This is a genomic window from Streptomyces sp. NPDC056061 (assembly GCF_042266885.1).
Lineage (GTDB): Bacteria > Actinomycetota > Actinomycetes > Streptomycetales > Streptomycetaceae > Streptomyces.
Window position 1 is genome coordinate 132,999 of record NZ_JBHJWQ010000019.1, and the last position, 19,578, is coordinate 152,576.

Annotated in this window: 17 protein-coding genes; 8 read left to right on the forward strand and 9 right to left on the reverse strand. The window is 70.3% G+C overall.

From position 1 onward, the window contains the following. Window position 1: 1 nt before the first annotated feature. The 7 genes from ACFC79_RS25250 to ACFC79_RS25280 form a co-directional block, all read right to left on the reverse strand. Entirely contained in the window at window positions 2-1,003 is a 1,002-nt protein-coding gene (locus tag ACFC79_RS25250) for an alpha-ketoacid dehydrogenase subunit beta (protein ID WP_376243950.1), read from the reverse strand. Further along, on the reverse strand, window positions 1,000-2,067 hold the full coding sequence (gene pdhA, locus ACFC79_RS25255) for a pyruvate dehydrogenase (acetyl-transferring) E1 component subunit alpha (RefSeq protein ID WP_376243952.1): 1,068 nt from the start codon (window positions 2,065-2,067) through the stop codon (window positions 1,000-1,002). The genes ACFC79_RS25250 and pdhA overlap by 4 nt, the downstream gene beginning before the upstream one ends. Window positions 2,068-2,092: 25 nt before the next feature. After that, on the reverse strand, window positions 2,093-3,883 hold the full coding sequence (acsA, locus tag ACFC79_RS25260; protein WP_376243955.1) for an acetate--CoA ligase: 1,791 nt from the start codon (window positions 3,881-3,883) through the stop codon (window positions 2,093-2,095). Between the two features lie 99 nt (window positions 3,884-3,982). Beyond that, window positions 3,983-4,618: a CBS domain-containing protein gene (locus ACFC79_RS25265; RefSeq protein ID WP_376243958.1), complete on the reverse strand. Its 636-nt coding sequence runs from the start codon at window positions 4,616-4,618 to the stop codon at window positions 3,983-3,985. Window positions 4,619-5,245: 627 nt separating this feature from the next. After that, window positions 5,246-5,860: a CBS domain-containing protein gene (locus ACFC79_RS25270; RefSeq protein WP_376243961.1), complete on the reverse strand. Its 615-nt coding sequence runs from the start codon at window positions 5,858-5,860 to the stop codon at window positions 5,246-5,248. Window positions 5,861-6,140: 280 nt separating this feature from the next. Beyond that, the gene (locus ACFC79_RS25275; RefSeq protein ID WP_376243963.1) at window positions 6,141-7,505 is read right to left on the reverse strand and encodes a nicotinate phosphoribosyltransferase; all 1,365 of its coding nucleotides are present in this window, start codon (window positions 7,503-7,505) and stop codon (window positions 6,141-6,143) included. 216 nt (window positions 7,506-7,721) lie between these two features. Beyond that, window positions 7,722-8,009 carry a DUF1918 domain-containing protein gene (locus tag ACFC79_RS25280; RefSeq protein ID WP_376244026.1) on the reverse strand — a complete coding sequence of 96 codons (288 nt, stop codon included), beginning with the start codon at window positions 8,007-8,009 and terminating at the stop codon, window positions 7,722-7,724. 213 nt (window positions 8,010-8,222) lie between these two features. Between ACFC79_RS25280 and ACFC79_RS25285 the strand changes: the two genes are divergently transcribed. Then, the gene (locus ACFC79_RS25285; RefSeq protein ID WP_376243965.1) at window positions 8,223-8,891 is read left to right on the forward strand and encodes a CBS domain-containing protein; all 669 of its coding nucleotides are present in this window, start codon (window positions 8,223-8,225) and stop codon (window positions 8,889-8,891) included. Window positions 8,892-9,055: 164 nt separating this feature from the next. On the opposite strand, the gene ACFC79_RS25290 is transcribed toward ACFC79_RS25285, so the two are convergent. After that, a complete protein-coding gene (locus ACFC79_RS25290) occupies window positions 9,056-10,024 on the reverse strand; it encodes a rubrerythrin family protein (RefSeq protein WP_376243968.1) in 969 nt (322 codons plus the stop codon). 499 nt (window positions 10,025-10,523) lie between these two features. Between ACFC79_RS25290 and ACFC79_RS25295 the strand changes: the two genes are divergently transcribed. Then, the gene (locus ACFC79_RS25295; protein ID WP_376243971.1) at window positions 10,524-12,911 is read left to right on the forward strand and encodes a heavy metal translocating P-type ATPase; all 2,388 of its coding nucleotides are present in this window, start codon (window positions 10,524-10,526) and stop codon (window positions 12,909-12,911) included. A 426-nt stretch (window positions 12,912-13,337) separates the two neighbouring features. After that, on the forward strand, window positions 13,338-13,793 hold the full coding sequence (locus tag ACFC79_RS25300; protein ID WP_376243973.1) for an Hsp20/alpha crystallin family protein: 456 nt from the start codon (window positions 13,338-13,340) through the stop codon (window positions 13,791-13,793). Between the two features lie 378 nt (window positions 13,794-14,171). Here ACFC79_RS25300 and ACFC79_RS25305 read toward each other — a convergent pair whose 3' ends face one another. Beyond that, the gene (locus ACFC79_RS25305) at window positions 14,172-14,699 is read right to left on the reverse strand and encodes a hydrogenase maturation protease (protein ID WP_376243975.1); all 528 of its coding nucleotides are present in this window, start codon (window positions 14,697-14,699) and stop codon (window positions 14,172-14,174) included. 223 nt (window positions 14,700-14,922) lie between these two features. Here ACFC79_RS25305 and ACFC79_RS25310 point away from each other — a divergent pair, with 223 nt between their 5' ends. The 5 genes from ACFC79_RS25310 to ACFC79_RS25330 are packed head-to-tail and all read left to right on the forward strand — an operon-like array spanning window position 14,923 to window position 19,545. Further along, window positions 14,923-16,059, forward strand: coding sequence for a 4Fe-4S dicluster domain-containing protein (locus ACFC79_RS25310; protein WP_376243977.1), 1,137 nt, complete (start codon window positions 14,923-14,925; stop codon window positions 16,057-16,059). Beyond that, window positions 16,046-16,543, forward strand: a complete 498-nt coding sequence (locus tag ACFC79_RS25315; RefSeq protein ID WP_376243980.1) for a cyclic nucleotide-binding domain-containing protein — start codon at window positions 16,046-16,048, stop codon at window positions 16,541-16,543. Before ACFC79_RS25310 ends, ACFC79_RS25315 begins: the two co-directional genes overlap by 14 nt. Next, window positions 16,540-17,376 carry an FAD/NAD(P)-binding protein gene (locus ACFC79_RS25320; protein ID WP_376243982.1) on the forward strand — a complete coding sequence of 279 codons (837 nt, stop codon included), beginning with the start codon at window positions 16,540-16,542 and terminating at the stop codon, window positions 17,374-17,376. The genes ACFC79_RS25315 and ACFC79_RS25320 overlap by 4 nt, the downstream gene beginning before the upstream one ends. A 1-nt stretch (window position 17,377) precedes the next feature. After that, the gene (locus tag ACFC79_RS25325) at window positions 17,378-18,181 is read left to right on the forward strand and encodes an oxidoreductase (RefSeq protein WP_376243985.1); all 804 of its coding nucleotides are present in this window, start codon (window positions 17,378-17,380) and stop codon (window positions 18,179-18,181) included. After that, window positions 18,178-19,545 carry a Ni/Fe hydrogenase subunit alpha gene (locus ACFC79_RS25330; RefSeq protein ID WP_376243987.1) on the forward strand — a complete coding sequence of 456 codons (1,368 nt, stop codon included), beginning with the start codon at window positions 18,178-18,180 and terminating at the stop codon, window positions 19,543-19,545. The genes ACFC79_RS25325 and ACFC79_RS25330 overlap by 4 nt, the downstream gene beginning before the upstream one ends. The last annotated feature ends 33 nt before the right edge of the window (window positions 19,546-19,578 follow it).

Here is a 19,578-nt window from a genome sequence, read left to right on the forward strand (position 1 = left end):
GTCAGCTCACCACCTGATGGACCGCGGCCACGATGGAGGCCGCTTGGGGCAGTGCCGCTTCTTCGAGTTGCCGAGCGTACGGAATGGGCACTTCCGCGCTGCACACGCGCTCCACCGGAGCGTCGAGGTCGTAGAAGGCCTGCTCGGTGATCCGGGCCGAGACCTCGGCTGCGAGACTGCCGCTGCGCCATGCCTCGTCCACGATCACGGCCCGGTGGGTGCGGCTCACGGATTCCATCGTGGTGGCATCGTCAAGTGGTCGCAGGACGCGCAGGTCGAGCACTTCCGCGTCCACGCCTTCCCCGGACAGCAGGTCGGCTGCGGTCATCGCCTTCGGCAGCGAGCCACCGTAGGCGATGATGGACACGTCCGTGCCGGGTCTGCGCACCGCCGTGCGGTCGAGATCGACGGACTCGACCGCAGGATCGAGGACGCCCGAGATGTTGTAGAGGCTGCCGTGCTCGAAGATCAGCACAGGGTCGGGGTCGGCGAGAGCAGCGGCCAGCATGTGCCGTGCATCGTCCACGGTCGCCGGGGCCAACACGCGGATGCCCGGGATATGGGCGTACCAGCCCTCCAGGCTGTGGGAGTGCTGGGCGCCGAGTTGCCGTCCTGCCCCGGTAGTCATGCGGATCACCACGGGCACATTCAGCTGCCCGCCCGACATGTGCAGCAGCGTGGCCGCGTTGTTCAGGATCTGGTCCATGGCGAGAAGGCTGAAATTGACCGTCATGATCTCGACCACCGGCCGCATTCCGCCGAGTGCGGCGCCGATGCCCGCACCGACGAACGCGGACTCCGACAGCGGGGTGTCGCGGATGCGGTCGGGGCCGAACTCCTCCAGAAGTCCCAGACTGACCCCGAAGCAGCCGCCGTATCTGCCGACGTCCTCACCCATGAGGAACACCCGTTCGTCCTGCAGCGCTTCGCGCAGAGCTTCGCGGAGCGCCTCTCGGTATGTCGTGGGCGGTGGAGATTTCTCGGATGTCCGGTGCGCATTCATGGGGTGCTCCCGGGCGCAGTCGTCACGCAGCGGAGCAGGTCCGCCACCGGCTCCAGCGGCGCGTCCTCCGCCGACCGGACGGCTTGCTCGACTGCGTCGTGGGCGTCCTGTTCCAGCTGTCGCATCGTGCGGTCGTCGAGGTCGCCCTCGGAACGCATCGGTTCCGCCAGTGCCTGGATCGGATCGCGTTCCTTCCACCGCTCGATCTCGGACTTGGGACGGTACCGGTCCGGGTCGTACATGGAATGGGCGCGGAACCGATACGTCTGCGCTTCCAGGAAGTGCGGCCCGCTGTCCGCCCGGATGGATTCCGCAGCCCGGACGGCGGCGGCTTCCACGGCGAGCACGTCCATGCCGTCGACGGTCCAGGCGGGCATGCCGTAGGACGCGGCGCGCATGGCGAGGTTGGTCTGCGCGTGCTCACGGGCCAGACTCGTTCCCATCGCGTACAGGTTGTTCTCGCAGACCAGGAGCAGCGGCAGCCGCCAGAGCGCGGCGAGGTTTGCCGTCTCGTGGAACTCGCCTTCCGCGAACGCACCGTCACCGAAGAAGCAGCAGGTGACACGGTTGTTCGCCCGCATGCGGTCGGCGAGCGCGAGCCCGGCCGCAAGAGGCAGTCCGCCCGCCACGATCGCGTTGCCGCCGTAGAAGCGGTGCTGCGCGTCGAACAGGTGCATGGAGCCTCCATGCCCATGACTGCACCCCGTGGCCTTGCCGTACATTTCGGCCATCACCGCGTCCACGGGTACCCCGCGTGCCAGAGCGTGTCCGTGCTCGCGGTAGGTGGACACCACGGCGTCCTCCTCGCACAGTGCCGCGTTGACCCCCACCGCGACGGCCTCCTCGCCGATGTAGAGGTGGACAAATCCCCGGATCTTCGTACCGCTGTACAACTCGACGCAGCGCTCCTCGAACCGGCGGATGACGAGCATGTCCCGCAGGAGCGACAGTCGGTGCCCGGACGCGTCCGTGTCCCGGGCCGCCGCCTTGCCGACTCTGCCGCCGGTGCCCCTGCGCGCCGGTGAACGGGCCTTTCCCTCCGCCCTCGCAGTGGAAGCGCTCATGGTCCTGCCTCCGTTCGGGTGCGAGTCACCGTGGTGTCTCGATCGTGGACAGATCGCCCTCGGGGCGTCCCTCTTCGCGGGCACGCAGGACTCGGCGCATCACCTTGCCGCTGCGGGTCTTCGGCAGGTTCTGATCGAACTCGATCTCCCGGGGAGCCACGGCCGGTCCCAGCCGACGGCGGGCGAACGCCAGCAGTTCGCGCTTCAGCCGCGTGTCCGGCAAGTGCCCGGGCCGCAAGGACACAAATGCCTTGACGACCGCTCCGACCACAAGGTCCGGACGGCCGATGACGCCGGCCTCCGCGACCGCGGGATGCTCCATGAGCACGCTCTCCACCTCGAAGGGCCCGATCAGATGCCCTGCCGACTTGATGACGTCGTCGGCGCGGCCCACGAACCAGAACCAGCCGTCGCGGTCCCGCCTCGCCAAGTCTCCCGTCAGGTACCAGCCGTCAGCGAAGCACGCCGCGTACCGCGCCTCGTCGTGCAGATAGCCTCGGAACATTGACGGCCAGCCCGGGCGCAGTGCCAGTTCTCCCACACGGTCCGGCTGACCGATCACCCTCACACGCCCGCCGCTGACCTCTGCGCGGCCGTCCTCGCCGCGCTCGAGAAGACCGGCCTCCACTCCGGGGAGGGGGCGTCCCATGGACCCGGGGCGGATGTCGCCGTAGGCGAAGTTGGCGATCATGATGGCGCCGGTCTCCGTCTGCCACCAGTTGTCGTGGATCGGCAGCCCGAGAACATCCTGTCCCCACAGGACGGCTTCGGGGTTCAGGGCCTCGCCCACGCTGGCGACGAAGCGCAGAGCCGACAGGTCGTACGGCCCCGGAAGCTGTCGCGAGCCGTCCCGGGGTGTGGCACGCATCAGCATGCGGATCGCCGTGGGCGCGGTGTACCAGACAGACACGGCCTGACCGTCCAGGATGCGGTACCAGCGATGCACATCGAACTCCCCCTCGTCCACCACCACGGTCAAGCCGTGGGTGAGCGGAGCGATGATGCCGTACGAGGTGCCGGTCACCCAGCCGGGGTCGGCCGTGCACCAGTAGACGTCGTCGGGACGAAGGTCGAGGGCGAACTCCGCCGTCGAGTGATGGGCGACGACGGCCTCGTGCACGTGGACCGCCCCTTTGGGGGACCCGGTCGTGCCACTGGTGAAGTGGAGCAGTGCCATGTCCTCGGGTGCCGTGGGGGGAACGGTGTACTCGGGTGAGGACCGTTCCAGGGTCTCGGCGAATTCAGCCGTGCCGGGCGGGGGCTCCTCGACGGGGCCGACGAGCAGGACGTGCTTCAGGGAGGGCAGACGATGGCGGTTCCCCTCCACCTTGCGCCGGTACAGCTCCTCCGTGGTGACGAGCACCCGCGCCTCGCCCAGTGCCAGCCGTTGCCGCACCGGCTCCGGGCCGAAGGCGGCGAACAGCGGGCACAGCACTCGGGCGGCGCGCAGGGTGCCCAGCACCGTCGTGTAGAGCTCCGGACAGCGGCCCAGGAGCGTGAACACCCTGTCCCGGCGGGCCACTCCCATGGACGTGAGCGCGTTCGCGAAACGCCCGGTGAGGCGGGCGAGTTCGCCGTAGCTGACGCGGGTGACCGTGTCGTCCGCCGCGACACAACGCAGTGCGTCGCGCCCGCCGAGCCCCATCGCGACCTGATGGTCCACGGCCTCGTAACCGATGTTGAGCCCGCCGCCCGGCAGCCCGGCCAACCGCGACCGGGCTTTGTCCCAGGTGAACGCGGCACGGGTCTCTTCGTAGTCCTGGATCGCGACGGTGGTTCCCGGCACCGGTCGCTGACGGATGACGTGACAGTCCATGACTGGGTCCTTGTGATTCTCGCCCCCACCTCTTCCGAGGAGACGCGGAGAGCTTCGTCCCTCGGCCGGTCGTGCGTCTCCTCCCTGCCCCAGGGCGGGTCAGGAGTCGGTATGCCCGAAAGCAGTGGTTGTGGGACCCGGTGAGCCGGCAGCGACACGATTGACGACCGAGACCACGCCATCGAGCTGTTCGGCGAGGCAGGTGAGGAACGCGATCCGTTCCGGGGTTCCGAGGCGGCCCTCCAGAGTGACGACACCATCCACCACGTGGACGGAGACCACATCCGCTCCGAGACCCATGGTGTCCGTGAGCACGTCGATCAAGCGGTGGCGGATCTCCGCGTCGGGACGCAGAAAGAGGCACAGCAGGTCCCGGCGGGTGAGAATGCCCACGAGCCGATCCTCGTGATCCACCACGGGGAGCCTCTCCACCCCGCGCCGGGCCATCAGCCTGGCGGCGTCGGGTGCGGCGGCCTCGGCGCGGACGGTCACCGCGGGGGCCGACATGATGTCACCGGCTGTCATCCCCGTCGCTGCCGTTCCAGGTCGCCCGGTGGCGGCAGCGTGCGGTGCTCTGCCCACGCGCAGGCCCAGCAGGTCGCTCTCGGAGACGACACCGACGACACGGTCCTCCTCGTCGAGAACCGGCAGCCCGCTGACATCGTGCTGCGCGAGCAACTTCGCGACTTCCTTGAAGGAGGAGGTGGGAACGATCGAGACTACGTCGTCGGTCATCAAGTCACCCACTCTGACGTGTTTCATGGCAGTACCTCCTGCCACTGCCTCGCGGATACCCACGCCGCCCGCACGGACGAACCCCACAGGTCCTTCAGAAGCCACGATCCGTCCGTCCGCGCCCGAGGGAGCAGGGCCGAACGGGAGCAGCGAGGGGGCCGGTCGGTCCTGGTTCGGGAGCGCCGCCCGGGCAGGACGGACGAAGAGGGGCGGGCGCCGCGAGCGGTCCCCGGGCACGGTGTCCACGTCGCCGACACGCAAGCGGCCGGTCCTCCTCGCTCGGGGAGGAGGAATCGTGGAAGAGACCGCGGACCGTTCGTGACGAGCGTCTTCGCCGCCGTGCGCTGCCCGGCGGAGGACGGATCCAACGAACCGAACCGCATGTACCCGCGACACGGCCCGGGACCGCGCAGCGCGTGATCCGCGATTCCTCTTCAGCGCTCCGCCCGCGCCTCCCGTACCCCGGTTCCGAGAATCGGCACCGGAGGCCGAGCCGCTCCATGCGTCGTGTCCCGTGGAGGAGGGCCGGATCCCTGGGCGGGCATGGTGACCGCGCCGAGCGGTTGGCCCCATCGGCGGCGCAGCTGCAGCGAGGCGACCGGGACCGTCATCCCGGACAGGCCGGCGTCAGGTGACCTCCACGCGCACGTCCACGACACCTTCGACGGCGTGGACGGCCCGAACCAGCAGAGGCAGGAGGGAGTGGTTCCGCAGTGGTCCCCTAAGGGTCACCACTCCGTCCAGCACCGAGAACTCGACTCGGTCGGCCTGCGGGAACTCGGTGAGAACGTCGGAACGGATCTCCTCGCCCAGCTCTTCGTCGGGACGAAGGAACACCTTCAGCAGGTCGCTGCGGCTCACGACGCCCTCCAGCATGCCGAGGTCGTTGACCACGGGCAGTCGTTTGACCTTCCTGCGTGCCATGATCCGTGCGGCCTCGGCGAGCGTGGCGTCGGCGTGGACGGTGACGGCCGGGCTCGACATCAGCTCCTCGGCCAGCACCGCGTCGGCCCTGGACGCGTCCTCGATCCGCAGCGGCCCGTTCCCGCGAAATCCCTCCTTGACCAGCAGATCCGCCTCGGAGACGACACCGACGACGCGGCCCTCGCCTTCGAGGACCGGTACCGCGCTGACCTTCCACGTGTGCATGAGCTCGACGATCTCCTTGTACGAGGCTTCGCGGCCGATGGCAACGGCCGTGTGGGTCATGACATCGCTGACGACGTACTGGGAAGCGGCCATGAGGGGCTCCTCGGGGAGTGGCTCGGGCGGTGTGCGACGTCCGGCGGACATCGCGCGGACGGACTCCTCCGAAACGGTCCTGGCCCGAGGCGCGTCGATCCGCGGGGCATCGGTGGCGCCTGCGGCGACCAGGAGGGTGGCTCATCGACGGCGTCCCGCGGTGTGATGAGCTCCGCGGCCCGTGTCTCCGGCTCGGGGGAGGGGGCCGAAGGGCCCGCGCCATGGGTTTCGTTCCGGCACGGTTGCACGGGACCTTGTTGTGTACAGGAAGGCTAACGTCTCACGATGTGTCGGGTCCTGCCGCCGCTGGATACTCGTTCGCCAGGAGACACGTCTCGATGTACCGGCGGACCTCCGTGGTGAGCAGTCCAAGACGTGCGGAGATTTTCGCTCTCGGCGCGACGGGCGCCCGTACGGACCGGGCCCCGGGCGGCAGCTCGGCGAGACCGGCGTTGAAACGTTCCAGGGCGTCGGCAGTTCCCGACCGGGGCGATGTCCGATGTCCCTCACGCATGACCAGCTCCAGCAGAGGGGTCGCGCCGTGCGGCGGCCGTTCGTCGGCGAGGGCGACTACATCCGCTTGCCCCGGCTGGCGGAACACCTGCTTGCGGCCCGGCGCCGTAACCTTGGCCGACGACAGCTTCATCACCGGCCGACCGTCGAACTCGACCAGCTTGTACGCGGAATCCAGATAGGGGGCATCCGCGGAGACCCCGATCTTCGTACCGACCGCGAACGTGTCGATGGGGGCCCCCGAACGGACCAACTCGTCGACCGCGAACTCATCGAGGCCACCGCTCGCCACGATCCGCGTCTCCTGGAGCCCGGCGGCATCGAGTACGGCTCGTGCCTGTCCGGCGAGGGCTCCCAGGTCCCCGCTGTCGAGGCGGATGGCGCACCGGGGACCGATCCCCAGCTCGCGCAGCACCCTTGCCGCCGTCTTCACACCGGTCAAGGTGTCGTAGGTGTCCACGAGGAGCGTCACCGGACCCGGACGAGATCGGGCGAAGGCCCGGAACGCGGCTTCGTCCGTACCGAACGCCTCGACGTACGAGTGGGCCATCGTGCCGACTGCCGCCAGCCCCTCGGAGTACGCGGCCGCCACGTCGCTCGTTCCGGCGAAACCGACCATGGCTCCCAGCCGGGCGGCCTGATGGCCGGCTTCGACGCCGTGCGTGCGACGTAGCGAGAAGTCAACGAGCATGTGTCCGGCAGCCGCCAGCACGCACCGCGCGCATTTGGAGGCCACTGCGGTCTGGTGACTCACCTGGTTGAGCACGTAGGTTTCCACGAGCTGCGCCTCGGGAAGAGCGGCAGTGATTTCCAGCAGGGGCTCGCCCGCCAGGACGATCGTCCCCTCGGGCATCGCCCGCACCTCGCCGGTGAATCGCAGGCCCAGCAGTGGCTCCAGATCCTCGTAGCGCTGCCCCGACACCGACGCGAACACGGCCACGTCCTCCGTGTCCACCTGGTAATCGGCGAGGAAGTCGAGTACGGGCTCCAGCCCGGCGCAGACGAGGAACCCACGGTTCGGCGGAAGATCGCGCACGAACAGACTGAACGTGGCAGGTGCGCTCATGCCCTCGCGGAGGTACGACCGAGCCATGCTGACCTCGTAGAGATCGGTGCTCGTCGCCTTGGACATCGACGGCTCCCTCCTGCGGCCGCGCCGGCACCTCGGCAACCTCCCGGTCGTTCGCGACCGGTGCTCCGACTCCGTCCTCTTGCCTTTACTATCAGCCGCCCTCACCCAGCGGGCCAACCGGGGCCGGGGCGGGGGACTCCCTTTCCGAGACGTGTTCCCCACCCGACTCCGCAGCACGGCGCCTCCGCATTCGGCGGCGCTCGCCCAGTTGCGTTCTCACGGCCGGTGAAGTCCATGCCCGGGTGCCTCTTCGGCCCCGGACCCGGTGAGCCGCGCTTCGGCCTCGTCCGCGCCCGACCCCGGCGCCGCGTTCCCCGGCTCCCGGTGCCGGATACAGGCATCGGGTCCGGGAAAGACGAGCGTCACATGGTCGGTGTCCGACCAGCGCACGTCATACGGCGGGGAACCATCCGGATGGTGCAGACCGACGATCTCGCCCTCACGTTTGCTGCTGCGGGTCGCCGGACTGATAACGATCAGGTGATCGCCTACATGAGCTCGCATGACCGTCACCACTCTCTCGCGCCGTTGCACTCAAACTGTCATGTGCGACGTGCGCATGCACGTGGAGAGGCGCACAATGCCGGAGGACCGACCGGGGCATCACATAGGGCCCGGTGGGTGCCCAGGAGTTCCCCGGATGGCCCCATCGCTATGGGCCCCGCAGCTGATCGGCTGAACTCGTCGTGTCTTCTCATCACATTCCGAAGGAGTCGTATGCGCCATCGCACGGTTGCGGAACTCATGACCAGGGACGTCGTACGAGCCCGGCGTGACCTGCCGTTCAAGGAGATCGTCAAACTGCTTTCGGAGAACGATGTCACCGCAGTACCTGTGGTGGACGAACTCGACCGGCCCCTGGGCGTCGTCTCCGAGGCCGACCTGCTGCGCAAGTCCTCGGACCAGAGCGATCCGTCCGGCCTGACACCCATTCCACACATCGAGGCGTGGGAACGCGCCAAGGCCGAGGGCGCCCGCGCGGAGGAAATCATGTCGGCTCCCGCGGTATGCGCGCGTCCGGAGTGGACCGTGGTCGAGGCGGCTCGCCTCATGGAGGTGCAGAACGTGAAACGCCTGCCCGTCGTGGACGAGACGGACAAGCTGCTCGGTGTCGTCAGCCGCGGCGACCTCCTGCGGATCTTCCTGCGCCGGGACCAGGCCATCCGGGAGGAGATCGACCGGGACGTCCTGCAACAGACCATGGGGCTCGCTCCCTCGGCGGTCACCGCGGAGGTCCGGGAAGGACAGGTGGTACTCCGCGGAACAGTCGAGTTCAAAAGCCTGATTCCCATCATCGAGCGGCTGTGCCGGAGCGTCGACGGGGTGGTGTCAGTGGCCGAACAGCTGTCATATCGCACTGACGACGGCCGCAGCGATTCGCACTGACGGGTGAGACCGCCCGTCGCCGGGACGGGGCGTGCCGGTGTGCGTCCGGGTGCCCTCGGTCCGGCGTCGGGCGGTGATGCGCGGGAGGCAGCCCGGCCGGTTCGGTGAGGCGTCGACCGGCCGGACTGCCCCCTGTGGTGCGTGCGGATCGTCTCCCGGGGCGGTCAGCGCAGCTGGTCGAGCGCCCGCTGGAAGGCGGCAGCGTGCCTGGACTCGTCCGCGGCGGTGTCGCGGAAGTAGCGGGCGGCGATGGTGTCACCGACGGCGGTGGCCCGCCTGGCGAAGCCCGGGTACACCGTGGTCGCCTCGTTGTGTTCACCGGTGATGGCCTTGCGCAGGTTTTCCCTCGTCGTGCGGACCAGGCCGGCCAGGACCGCCTCGCCGGCGAGGTGCTCCCGCAGTTCGATCTCGGCCGTTCCCTCCCACAGGCGGGCCAGCGCGGCGTTGCCGGTCTGCCGGGCGTGGGTGGCGAAGAGCATGTACTTGGCGTGGGCGAGCGCCTCGCCGTGCAGGGCCGTGTCCAGGTTGGCCCTGGTACGGGCGGACCTGACCTTCGGGAGCCCGGCGGGCACCGCCACCACGTCGGCCTTCGGCGGCGCCGGGACGGTGCCTCGGCCGGTGGTCACAACCATGAGGGCCGCGCGGAAGGCGTCACGGTGGCGACCCTCGTCCGCGGCGATCTCGCTGAAGAGTTTCGCGGCCTCGAGGTCGTTGTCCGCGCGGGCCTGCTCGGCGAAGCGGCGATACATGACCTGATGCTCGTAGGTCTCGCCGCTGATGGCCTGGCGCAGGTTGGCCGCGCTCGATCCGACGGTTCCGGACAGGGCGGCCGCCTCGCGCAGGTGCTCGTTCAGCTCGGTCTGCGCCGTGCCGCGGAACAGCTTGGCGACGGCCGGCACGCCAAGGCGGTCGGCCTCGGCGGCGAAGAGGCTGTAGGCGGCATGGGCGTACGCCTCGCCCTTCATCGTGGTGGTCAGGTCGGCGAGTGTCTGCGCGTGGAGAGCCCGGGAGGCGGTGTGCGGTGCCGGGGACGGTGGGCCCCCGGCCGGGGCGGCCAGGGCCGGCGCGGCCGGGGCGGCCACGGCCAGCGCGCACAGACCCGAAACCAGCGCACGTGTCGAATGGCGGAACATGATGTCCTCCTTCCGAGGCGCACCCTTCTGGGTGCGAACGCTCCCCATGCCACCCGCACTCGCACACCACCGCCCCTTCACGCCACCCACGCGAGTGGATACACGCAGTCACCATGCGTCTGTGCATCGACGTGCTGCGCTCGGACGGAGGCAGGCACACGAGGCCGTGAGGGCGGCACGAGGGCGGCAGCCCAGGGAAGCGGCCCGGCAGCAAGGCGCAGCTCCAGGCGATCAGGCGGGCGAAGCCGAAACGGGCATGCGGCGGGAAGCCGACCGCGAGGAAGACGGTGCCTCTGCCGCGCGGAACGGTGCGGGCCACGTGCCCCGGCCACCTGCCCGGGCTGCGTCAAGGACCACGGGCCGAGGAACGGAACCTGCCGGACGGGGGAGGCGGCTGCTTCCGGCGACTGGCCCCGCAGCCCGTTCGGCTCCTGTTCCCGGGGCGAGGCCGAAGTGTGATGAACCGGGTCCGGGCCGAAAATGGTCAGGAGGTGTGCCCATGAGACATTTCTCCGCAGCGGGGTCGGCAGCCGTGGTTTCCGCGTGGCTGGAGCCGGTGCTTCTTGCCGTCACGGCAGCGGCCCTGACGGCCGGAGGCGCGGCCTGGATCGCCGGTGCGGGCAGCCTCGCGGACCTGTTCTGGGGGCTGGGGACAGTGTCCGCCGTCATCCCGGCGGTGGGGTGGGTCGTGGCTGCGTTGCGGCGGGGGCACGCGGGCGTGGATGTGGTCGCCGTTCTGGCCCTCGGCGGCACTTTGGCCGTGCGCGAGTACCTGGCCGGCGCGCTGATCGCCCTGATGCTGGCCACCGGCCGCACTCTTGAAGCTGCCGCTCAACGGCGTGCCTCCCACGACATGAGGGCCCTTCTGGAACGTGCGCCGCGCACAGCCCGGCGCCTCACCGATGCCGGTGTGTGCACGGTGCCGCTTGCCGAGGTGGAGACCGGTGACCTTCTCGTGGTGGGGCCGGGGGAGGTGGTCCCCGTCGACGGCCGTGTGGAGAGCGCCGTCGCCGTGTTGGACGAGTCGGCGCTCACCGGGGAGCCGCTGCAGGTTGAGCGGGCGATCGGCGCAACGGTGCGCAGCGGCGTTGTCAATGCGGGCGGCGCCTTCGACCTGAGGGCCACTGCCACCGAGCAGGAAAGTACCTACGCCGGGATCGTGAGGTTGGCCGGGCAGGCGGGCGCGGCATCCGCTCCCGTGATCCGCCTGGCCGACCGGTATGCCGGGTGGTTCCTCCCCGTGTCCCTCACGGTGGCGGGCATGGCCTGGCTCCTGAGTGGTTCCCCGGTACGGGCGGTCGCGGTCCTGGTGGTCGCCACCCCGTGTCCCCTGCTGCTGGCCGCGCCGGTCGCGATCGTCTCCGGGCTGTCCCGCGCCTCCCGCCTCGGCGTGGTGATCCGCGACGGCGGCGCGCTGGAGAACCTCGGCCGGGCCCGGACCCTTCTGCTGGACAAGACCGGCACACTTACGGGTGGCCATCCGCGCGTCCTCGACGTGGTCGCCGCCCCTGGCTGGAAAACGGCGGAGGTACTGCGTGTGGCGGCCTCGGTCGACCAGTACTCACCGCACGTACTGGCTTGCGCCATCGTCGACGGTGCCCGGGAACGCGGGCTGCATCTGTCGGTGCCGTCGGATGTCACCGAGGAGCCCGGCCGGGGAGCCTCAGGCATTGTGGACGGCTATCGGGTGTCCATTGGCCGGGTTGACACCGTGGAAGCCATGCCGTCCTGGGCGCGGGCGACGGACAACCGTGCATTGCTCGACGGCGCAGCCGTCGCCTGGCTGACCGTCGACGGGCATATGGCCGGCGCCGTCCTTCTGCGCGACCCGATCCGTGCGGACGCTCCAAGAACCTTGCGTCATCTGCGTACGACGGGGATCGAACGGATCATGATGCTCACGGGTGACCGCGTCGAACCGGCCCACGAGGTGGCCGCGGTCCTCGGCCTCGACGGGGTACGGGCAGAACTCGATCCTGCGGACAAAGTCGCCGCGGTCCGCGCCGAACGTGACCGCGCCGTCACCGTCATGGTCGGCGACGGTGTCAACGACGCTCCCGCGCTCGCTGCGGCGGATGTCGGAGTGGCCATGGGCGCCCGTGGTTCCACCGCCTCCTCCGAAGCCGCCGACATCGTCCTGACCACGGACCGCGTGGACCGTCTCGCCGATGCGGCGGCCATCGCCGGACGTGCCCGGCGCATCGCCGTGCAGAGCGCGTTGGGCGGCATGCTGATGTCGCTGGCAGCCATGGCCGCCGCTGCCGCCGGTCTGCTCCCGCCCGCCGTCGGCGCCCTGCTCCAGGAGGGCATCGATGTCGCGGTCATCCTCAACGCCCTGCGGGCGCTGCGTTTCGACAGGACGACGCGACTGGCGCTCACTCCCACCGCCGAAGCGCTCATCCGCCGCTTCGCTGCCGAACACGACGATCTGCGGGACGTCCTCGAAGCGGTCCGAGCCGCCGCCGACCAGCTCTCCGACGCCCCGGGGCCCAAGTCCATGGAGGCGGTGGAGGAAACGCACCGACTGCTGACCGAACGGCTTCTGCCGCATGAGCACGCGGAGGAGCACCAGCTCTACCCCGTGCTCGCCCCCGTACTCGGCGGCCCCGAGAGCACCGCCACCATGAGCCGCGCCCACACCGAGATCGAACGCCTTTCGCGCCGCATCGCCACCCATCTGCGCCTCGCCCGCGACCGCGGCGGCCTGGGCGTCGATCAAATCGACGACCTGCGCTCCTGCCTCTACGGACTGCACACGGTGCTGCGACTGCATTTCTCCCAGGAAGAGGAGAACTACTTCTCCCTGGCCCATGAGCCGGAGGAGCCGACGCGAACCGGCCTTCGCCGGGCCCGTCCCCGCCCGGCGAGACCCACGTCCCATCCATAACCCGGGAACACGGCAGCCCGGGAACACGGCGGAACGCGGCCTGCCCGTGTATCGGCACCGTCGGATGCCGGCGGCCCGCCGCGGCGACGAAGGCATGCACAGCGCGCGCCCGACGGCCACGAGGCCGAGAATGGAATAGCGCTCAGCGGGTTGCGGAGGCGCGTGGTGTGCATGCCGTGCACAGACAGCAACAGACCCCGAGCGGTCGGCCGGGACCGGTCGCCTCTTCGACAGGGATGGCGAACGGGCGGACCTGATGTCCTTTTCGATCGATCAGCCTCCGAAGGGCTGTCCGCCGTCACGGGGTGCCCTTGCCGGAGCAAGTCGGGAACCCGACGTGCGCGCGGACCTGTTGCCAACCTCGAAAGAGCCCCGGACGCCGAACAGCAAAGGCGCCGACACCAGGCGCTGGAATCGGAGGACACCATGCCCGGATCCGAAATGGAGCGCAGGCGCAGCCGCTTCCCCGACCTCATGGACTGGTTCGGAACCGACTTCCCCCGCTTCCCGATGTGGAGGCCGATGCCTCACGTCCACCCGATACCGATCGAGGTGACGAGCCAGGAGGGGCAGTACACGCTGCGTGCGGAGCTTCCCGGGATGGACCCGGAGAAGGACATCCGCATCACGGCCGAGGGCGACACCCTCACCGTCAGCGCCGAACACGCCGAGAGCAAGGAAGAGAAGGACCACTCGGAGTTCCGCTACGGCTCCTTCCACCGAACCGTTCGCCTCCCGACCCCGATTCCGGCCGACGGAGTCGAGGCGGAATACGAGGACGGCATTCTCACCGTGCGCGTGGAGATGGAACCCGAGAGGGCTGAAAACTCACGCAGCATACCCGTGAAGAGAATCGCGGCCGGTGAAGGCGGCGAGTCATGATGACCCGCTACTGAGCCGTGGTGCCGGGCCCGACGCACGCACCGCTACCCGCGACACCGTCATGGTCGGCATGTATGAGTACCTCGCTGTGGACGCGTACGCGCCCTGGGGCGTGGACCATGACGCGGCGGAAGGGAACGGTCCGGGAGGCACGGAAGTCCCGCGTGCCGAGGCACGTGAGGCCCGCGCCCTGATCGGGGTCTCGTCAGCGACCACGCCCGTACAGATCGCGCGGCCGCTTCCCTGTCCCAGCCCCGCCCGACGTGTTCCCGGACCGCCAAAAGCACCGAGCACCGTCAGGTTGCCGCAGATGGCAGATCGGCGCGTGCTGCAATGCCCCAGCGGAGTGTTCCTCACGAGGCCGGGTCAGCCTCTCGTCTACGGCTTGGCGGATTCACCCGGCGCCGAAGCAGCGGCTCCGATGTGGTCGGCGATGTCGTGGGCGATCCGCTCGGCCAGCGGCTCGATCGTGGCCGCCACCGGCGCCGACAGGCCGGGGCCGAGACTGCTGTCGGCCGCCTCGACCGCATAGACGATCAACCGTCCGGGCAGGCGGTCAAGGGCACGGGCGAGTTCCGCGGCGCTGCCGAGTCCGAGACCGTGCGAGCTGGTCGTGCCGTGGCGTTCCCGCTCCAGGCGCCCGCTGCCGAGTTCCAGCCGGTGGATACGGCCGGGGCACGGCGGGTCGGCGTGGGCGCAGTCCACCACCACGGCGAGGTGTGCGCCTTCCCACAAGGAGATCAAACGCGCGGGTTCACCGTCGCACACCAGCAGCCGGGGGTCACCGGGCAGTGGGCGTTGCCGCACACGCTCGGTCAGCCGGGCCACGACCGCCCAGCCCACGCCGTCGTCGTGGCGGTAGTCGTTGCCCACCCCGATGACCGAGATCCGTTCCTGGCGGCTCACGGTGTGGTGGCCTGCCCGCTCCCGTCGCTCCCGTACCGCTCCGCAGCACCGGCGGAGCAGAGGGTTGCGCCAATCGCATCACGCCGAGTGGGCCGATCGGCGGCCGACCGGTATGCCGCGTCGCCGTTTCGCCTCAGAAATCGCCGTCCCCCTCACATACTGGGCGAAATGTTCAGCGGACTCGGGATATGGGTGGGTGAGGGTGGACGAGGGCATTTCCGCAGTGATTGACAAGGACGGACTGGACGCCCTGATCGCCGTCCTGGCAGGACGTGGACGGACGGTCATCGGGCCCACCGTCCGGGACGGCGCGATCGTGCTGGCCGAGATCGGCAGTGGCCAGGAGCTTCCCTACGGCTGGGGCGTTGAGCTGGAGGCCGGACACTACCGGCTGCGTCCCCGGCCGGACGGCGCGGCGTTCGCCCACAGCGCGGGGCCGCAGTCCTGGAAGACCTTCCTGCATCCGCAGCGGGAGCTGCAGTGGGCGGCCGAGCGGGACCCCGGTGGTGACCTGGTGGTGCGGGAGAACGACGCTGCGCCACCGTCGTACGCGTTCCTCGGGGTGCGCCCGTGCGATCTGCGGGCCATCGCGGTGCAGGACCGGGTGCTCATGGGCGGTCCGCACGGCGACAGCCGCTACCGCGCGCGGCGTGAGCGGGCCTTCCTGGTGGCGGTGGAGTGCACGGAGCCGGGCGCTACCTGCTTCTGCGTGTCGATGGGCGGCGGACCGGCCGCAGGCCCCGGCTACGACCTGGCCCTGACCGAGGTGCTCGACGAGGAAGGCCACCGCTTCTGGATCCGGGCGGGCAGCGAGGAGGGCGAAGCGGTACTGGCCGAGATTCCGCACCGTCCGGCGGATGCCGCCACTCAAACGGCGGCACGTGACGGGGTGGCCGGGGCGGCGGACCGGATGGGCCGCACCATGCCGCCGGTGGACCTCCGGACGCTGATGCGCGAGACGCTGCGGGCCGAGCGGTGGAACGACGTCGCGTCGCGCTGCCTGACCTGCGGAAACTGCACCATGGTGTGTCCCACGTGTTTCTGTACCAGTGCTGAGGACGTCACCGACCTGACCGGGGAGCACGCCGAGCGGTGGCGGCGTTGGGAGTCCTGCTTCGACCTGGAGTTCAGCCATCTGGCGGGCGGCCCGGTGCGCGCCTCGCAGCTCAGCCGGTACCGGCAGTGGGCCACCCACAAACTCGGCACTTGGTATGACCAGTTCGGCAGCTCCGGCTGTGTCGGTTGCGGTCGGTGCATCGTGTGGTGCCCGGTTGGCATCGACATCACCGAGGAGGCCCACGCGCTGGACCGGGAGCGCCGGACCGCGCCACCCCGGCAGGAGCACCATGACGGCGGCTGAGCACGGCTTTCTCGGCGCGATGCCGCCCCACCACCGCGAGCGGCTGCTCACGCTCGGGCACGATGTGTCCTTTCCCGTCGGTACCCGGGTGTTCGACGAGGCGGGAGTGGCCGATCGGTTCTGGGTCCTGCTCGGCGGGCGGGTCGCTCTCGACGCACATTTTCCGGGCCGGGGCGAAGTCGTCGTGGAGACCCTCGGCGAGGGCGACCTGCTCGGCTGGTCCTGGCTGTTCGAGCCGTACCGCTGGCACCTGGGTGCGCGTACCCTCGACCGGGTGCGGGCCCACGAGTTCGACGCCCGCCGGGTCCGCGCGGCCATCGATGAGGATCCCGCCTTCGGCCTGGCGGTCACCCGGTGCGTGGCATCGGTGGCGATCGGGCGGCGGCTGCGGGCCTGCCGCATCAGGCTGCTCGACCTGTACGGTCCGGGTGGTGCGGGCACACCGGTCCCCGGGACGGCCGCCGACGGCCGTGAGGGAACGTGACCGCCGTCCTGGCCGCGGGTGTGTGCCCGGACGTGCCGCCGGTGCCGTACCGGGTGGCTGCGCGCACCGCCGAGACGCCCGAGACCGCCACGCTCGTGCTGGAGCCGGTGGCGGAGGCACTGCCGACGTTTGCCGCAGGCCAGTTCGCCATGGTGTACGCGTTCGGAGTCGGTGACATCCCGGTGTCCGTGTGCGGGATCGACGGGGTGCGTCTGGTCCACACCGTCCGGGCGGTCGGCGCGGTCTCCGGCGCGCTCCACGGGCTGAGGCCCGGGGCAGCGGTGGGGGTGCGCGGCCCCTTCGGCGTCGGCTGGGGTCCGCCGGCCGCCGGGCGCGATCTGCTGGTGGTGGCCGGCGGTCTCGGGCTCGCTCCGTTGCGGCCGCTGGTGACCGAGGTGCTGGCCCGGCGCGGGCGGTGCGACCGCCTGCACGTCCTGATCGGCGCGCGCACCCCGGCCGACCTGCTCTACCGGGAGGACCTCGCCGTGTGGCGGGCGGCCGGTGCCCGCGTGCTGGTGACGGTGGACCGACCCGACGAAGCGTGGCAGGGGGATGTCGGTGTGGTGACCACACTCCTGGAGCGGGTGTCCTACGACGCGGGCGAGGCGGCGGCATTCCTCTGCGGCCCGGAGGTGATGATCCGGCACGTGGCCCGCGACCTGGTGCACCGCGGGCTGGATCCGGACCGGATCCGGGTCTCGCTGGAGCGCACCATGCACTGCGGTACCGGGCACTGCGGCCACTGCCAGCTCGGCCCGCTGCTGTTGTGCCGCGACGGCCCCGTGATGGCGTGGAGCCGCGCGGAGTCCCTTCTCTCAGTCCCGGAGCTGTGACATGCCCGCCGCCCCCGCAACCGTCCACGGCACCGGGCGCCCGACGCTCGCGGTATGGAAGTTCGCCTCCTGCGACGGCTGCCAACTGACCCTGCTGGACTGCGAGGACGAACTGCTCGGCATCGCCGAGCGGGTCCGGATCTCCTACTTCCTGGAGGCGTCCAGCACAGCCGGCCCCGGCCCGTACGACCTCTCGTTGGTCGAGGGGTCCGTCACCACCGAGGCGGACATCGAGCGGATCCGGCACGTCCGTGCCGCCTCCCGCAGACTCGTGACCATCGGCGCCTGCGCCACAGCGGGCGGAGTCCAGGCACTGCGCAACCACGCCGATGTCGCGGAGTTCGCCGCCGTGGTCTACGCCCGGCCGGACTACATCGCCACGCTCGCCACCTCCACACCCATCAGCGCCCACGTCCCCGTCGACTTCGAGCTGCGTGGGTGCCCCATCGACCGGGGCCAGTTGATCGAGGTCATCACCGCCTACCTCGCCGGCCGCACCCCCGATGTGCCCGGACACAGCGTGTGCTTCGAGTGCAAACGGCGCGGCACCGTGTGCGTGACCGTCGCGCACGGCACACCTTGCCTGGGCCCCGTCACGCACGCCGGGTGCGGTGCGCTCTGCCCTGCCTACGGGCGCGGCTGCTATGGCTGCTTCGGCCCGTCCAACTCGACCGACTTCGATGCTTTCCTCCCGCTCCTGCGCCGCGACGGGATGGACACCCTCGACATGGTGCGGGTGCTGCGCACCTTCAACACAGCCGCCCCCGAGTTCGACGCGGCCGCCCGGAAGGAGGAGCAGGCGTGAGTCACCGCGGGTCCCGAGTACTGCGGGTCGGATCCCTCACCCGTGTCGAGGGAGAGGGCGCGCTGCACCTGCGCGTACGCGACGGCAGGGTCGACCGGGCCCGATTGCGGATCTACGAACCCCCACGGTTCTTCGAGGCATTCCTGCGTGGCCGCTCGTACACCGAACCGCCCGACATCACCTCGCGAGTGTGCGGGATCTGTCCGGTCGCCTACCAGATGAGCGCCTGCCGTGCCATCGAGGACGCCTGCGGTGTCGTCGTGGACGGGCCGATCGCCGCTCTGCGGCAGCTGCTGTACTACGGCGAGTGGATCGAGAGCCAGAGCCTGCACATCTATCTGCTGCACGCGCCCGACTTCCTCGGTGCGGACGGTGCCATCGGCCTCGCCCGCACCCATCGGGCCCACATCGAACGGGGGCTTCGGCTCAAACAAGCCGGCAACGCCATTCTCGAACTGCTCGGCGGCCGCGCCATCCACCCTGTCAACGTCCGTCTCGGTGGTTTCCACCGTGCCCCGGCCGTATCCGAGTTGCGGCCTCTGGCCGAACGGCTGCGGCGGGCCCGCGACGACGCCGCCGAGACGGTGTGCTGGGTGGCGGGCTTCGAGTTTCCCGATGCCGGGTGCGACAACCAGTTCCTCGCCCTGGCCGAACCCGGCGCCTACGCCATCGCGTCGGGAACCCCGACCGTGATGGGTGCACCGAACGAGGCGGGGCTGCCCGCCGACTCCGACCGTGCGCTTCCCACCCGTACTTTCCCCGTCGGGCGGTTCGGTGAGCATGTCGTCGAGAGGCAGGTACCGTACTCCACCGCGCTCCACTCCGTGCTGGACGGGCGCCGTCATCTGACCGGCTCGCTCGCCCGATACGCGATCAGCGGGCGGTGGCTGTCCCCGATCGCGCGTCAGGCGGCGCAGGACGCCGGGCTGGGCGACCCCGGCCGCGGTACGGTGTGCCGCAACCCGTTCCGCAGCATTGTCGTCCGTGCCGTCGAGGTGCTTCATGCCGTCGACGAGGCGCTGCGCTTGATCGACGCCTACACCCCGCCGTCCCGGCCCCATGTCGAGGTCCCCCCGCGCGCCGCCACCGGCCATGGGGCGACGGAGGCACCACGCGGGCTCCTCTACCACAGCTACACCCTCGACGCGCACGGCACGCTCACCGACGCGGTTCTGGTGCCGCCGACCGCGCAGAACCAAGGAGCGATCGAGGGGGATCTGCGCCGCATGGTGCAGGAGCGTCTGGATGCCGGGGAGGCCACCGATGCCGAACTGACCGCACTGTGCGAGCGCGCCATCCGCAACCACGACCCCTGCATCTCCTGCTCCGCCCACTTTCTCGATCTCACCGTCGACCGCCGCTGACAGGGTGCCATCAGGCGCCCGGCCAGGTGACCT

Bases quoted from the DNA above. Each gene is read 5' to 3' on its own strand.
- ACFC79_RS25250 (WP_376243950.1), bottom strand. From the start codon at position 1,003: ATGAATGCGCACCGGACATCCGAGAAATCTCCACCGCCCACGACATAC.
- pdhA (WP_376243952.1), bottom strand. From the start codon at position 2,067: ATGAGCGCTTCCACTGCGAGGGCGGAGGGAAAGGCCCGTTCACCGGCG.
- acsA (WP_376243955.1), bottom strand. From the start codon at position 3,883: ATGGACTGTCACGTCATCCGTCAGCGACCGGTGCCGGGAACCACCGTC.
- ACFC79_RS25265 (WP_376243958.1), bottom strand. From the start codon at position 4,618: ATGACCGACGACGTAGTCTCGATCGTTCCCACCTCCTCCTTCAAGGAA.
- ACFC79_RS25270 (WP_376243961.1), bottom strand. From the start codon at position 5,860: ATGGCCGCTTCCCAGTACGTCGTCAGCGATGTCATGACCCACACGGCC.
- ACFC79_RS25275 (WP_376243963.1), bottom strand. From the start codon at position 7,505: ATGTCCAAGGCGACGAGCACCGATCTCTACGAGGTCAGCATGGCTCGG.
- ACFC79_RS25280 (WP_376244026.1), bottom strand. From the start codon at position 8,009: ATGCGAGCTCATGTAGGCGATCACCTGATCGTTATCAGTCCGGCGACC.
- ACFC79_RS25285 (WP_376243965.1), top strand. From the start codon at position 8,223: ATGCGCCATCGCACGGTTGCGGAACTCATGACCAGGGACGTCGTACGA.
- ACFC79_RS25290 (WP_376243968.1), bottom strand. From the start codon at position 10,024: ATGTTCCGCCATTCGACACGTGCGCTGGTTTCGGGTCTGTGCGCGCTG.
- ACFC79_RS25295 (WP_376243971.1), top strand. From the start codon at position 10,524: ATGAGACATTTCTCCGCAGCGGGGTCGGCAGCCGTGGTTTCCGCGTGG.
- ACFC79_RS25300 (WP_376243973.1), top strand. From the start codon at position 13,338: ATGCCCGGATCCGAAATGGAGCGCAGGCGCAGCCGCTTCCCCGACCTC.
- ACFC79_RS25315 (WP_376243980.1), top strand. From the start codon at position 16,046: ATGACGGCGGCTGAGCACGGCTTTCTCGGCGCGATGCCGCCCCACCAC.
- ACFC79_RS25325 (WP_376243985.1), top strand. From the start codon at position 17,378: ATGCCCGCCGCCCCCGCAACCGTCCACGGCACCGGGCGCCCGACGCTC.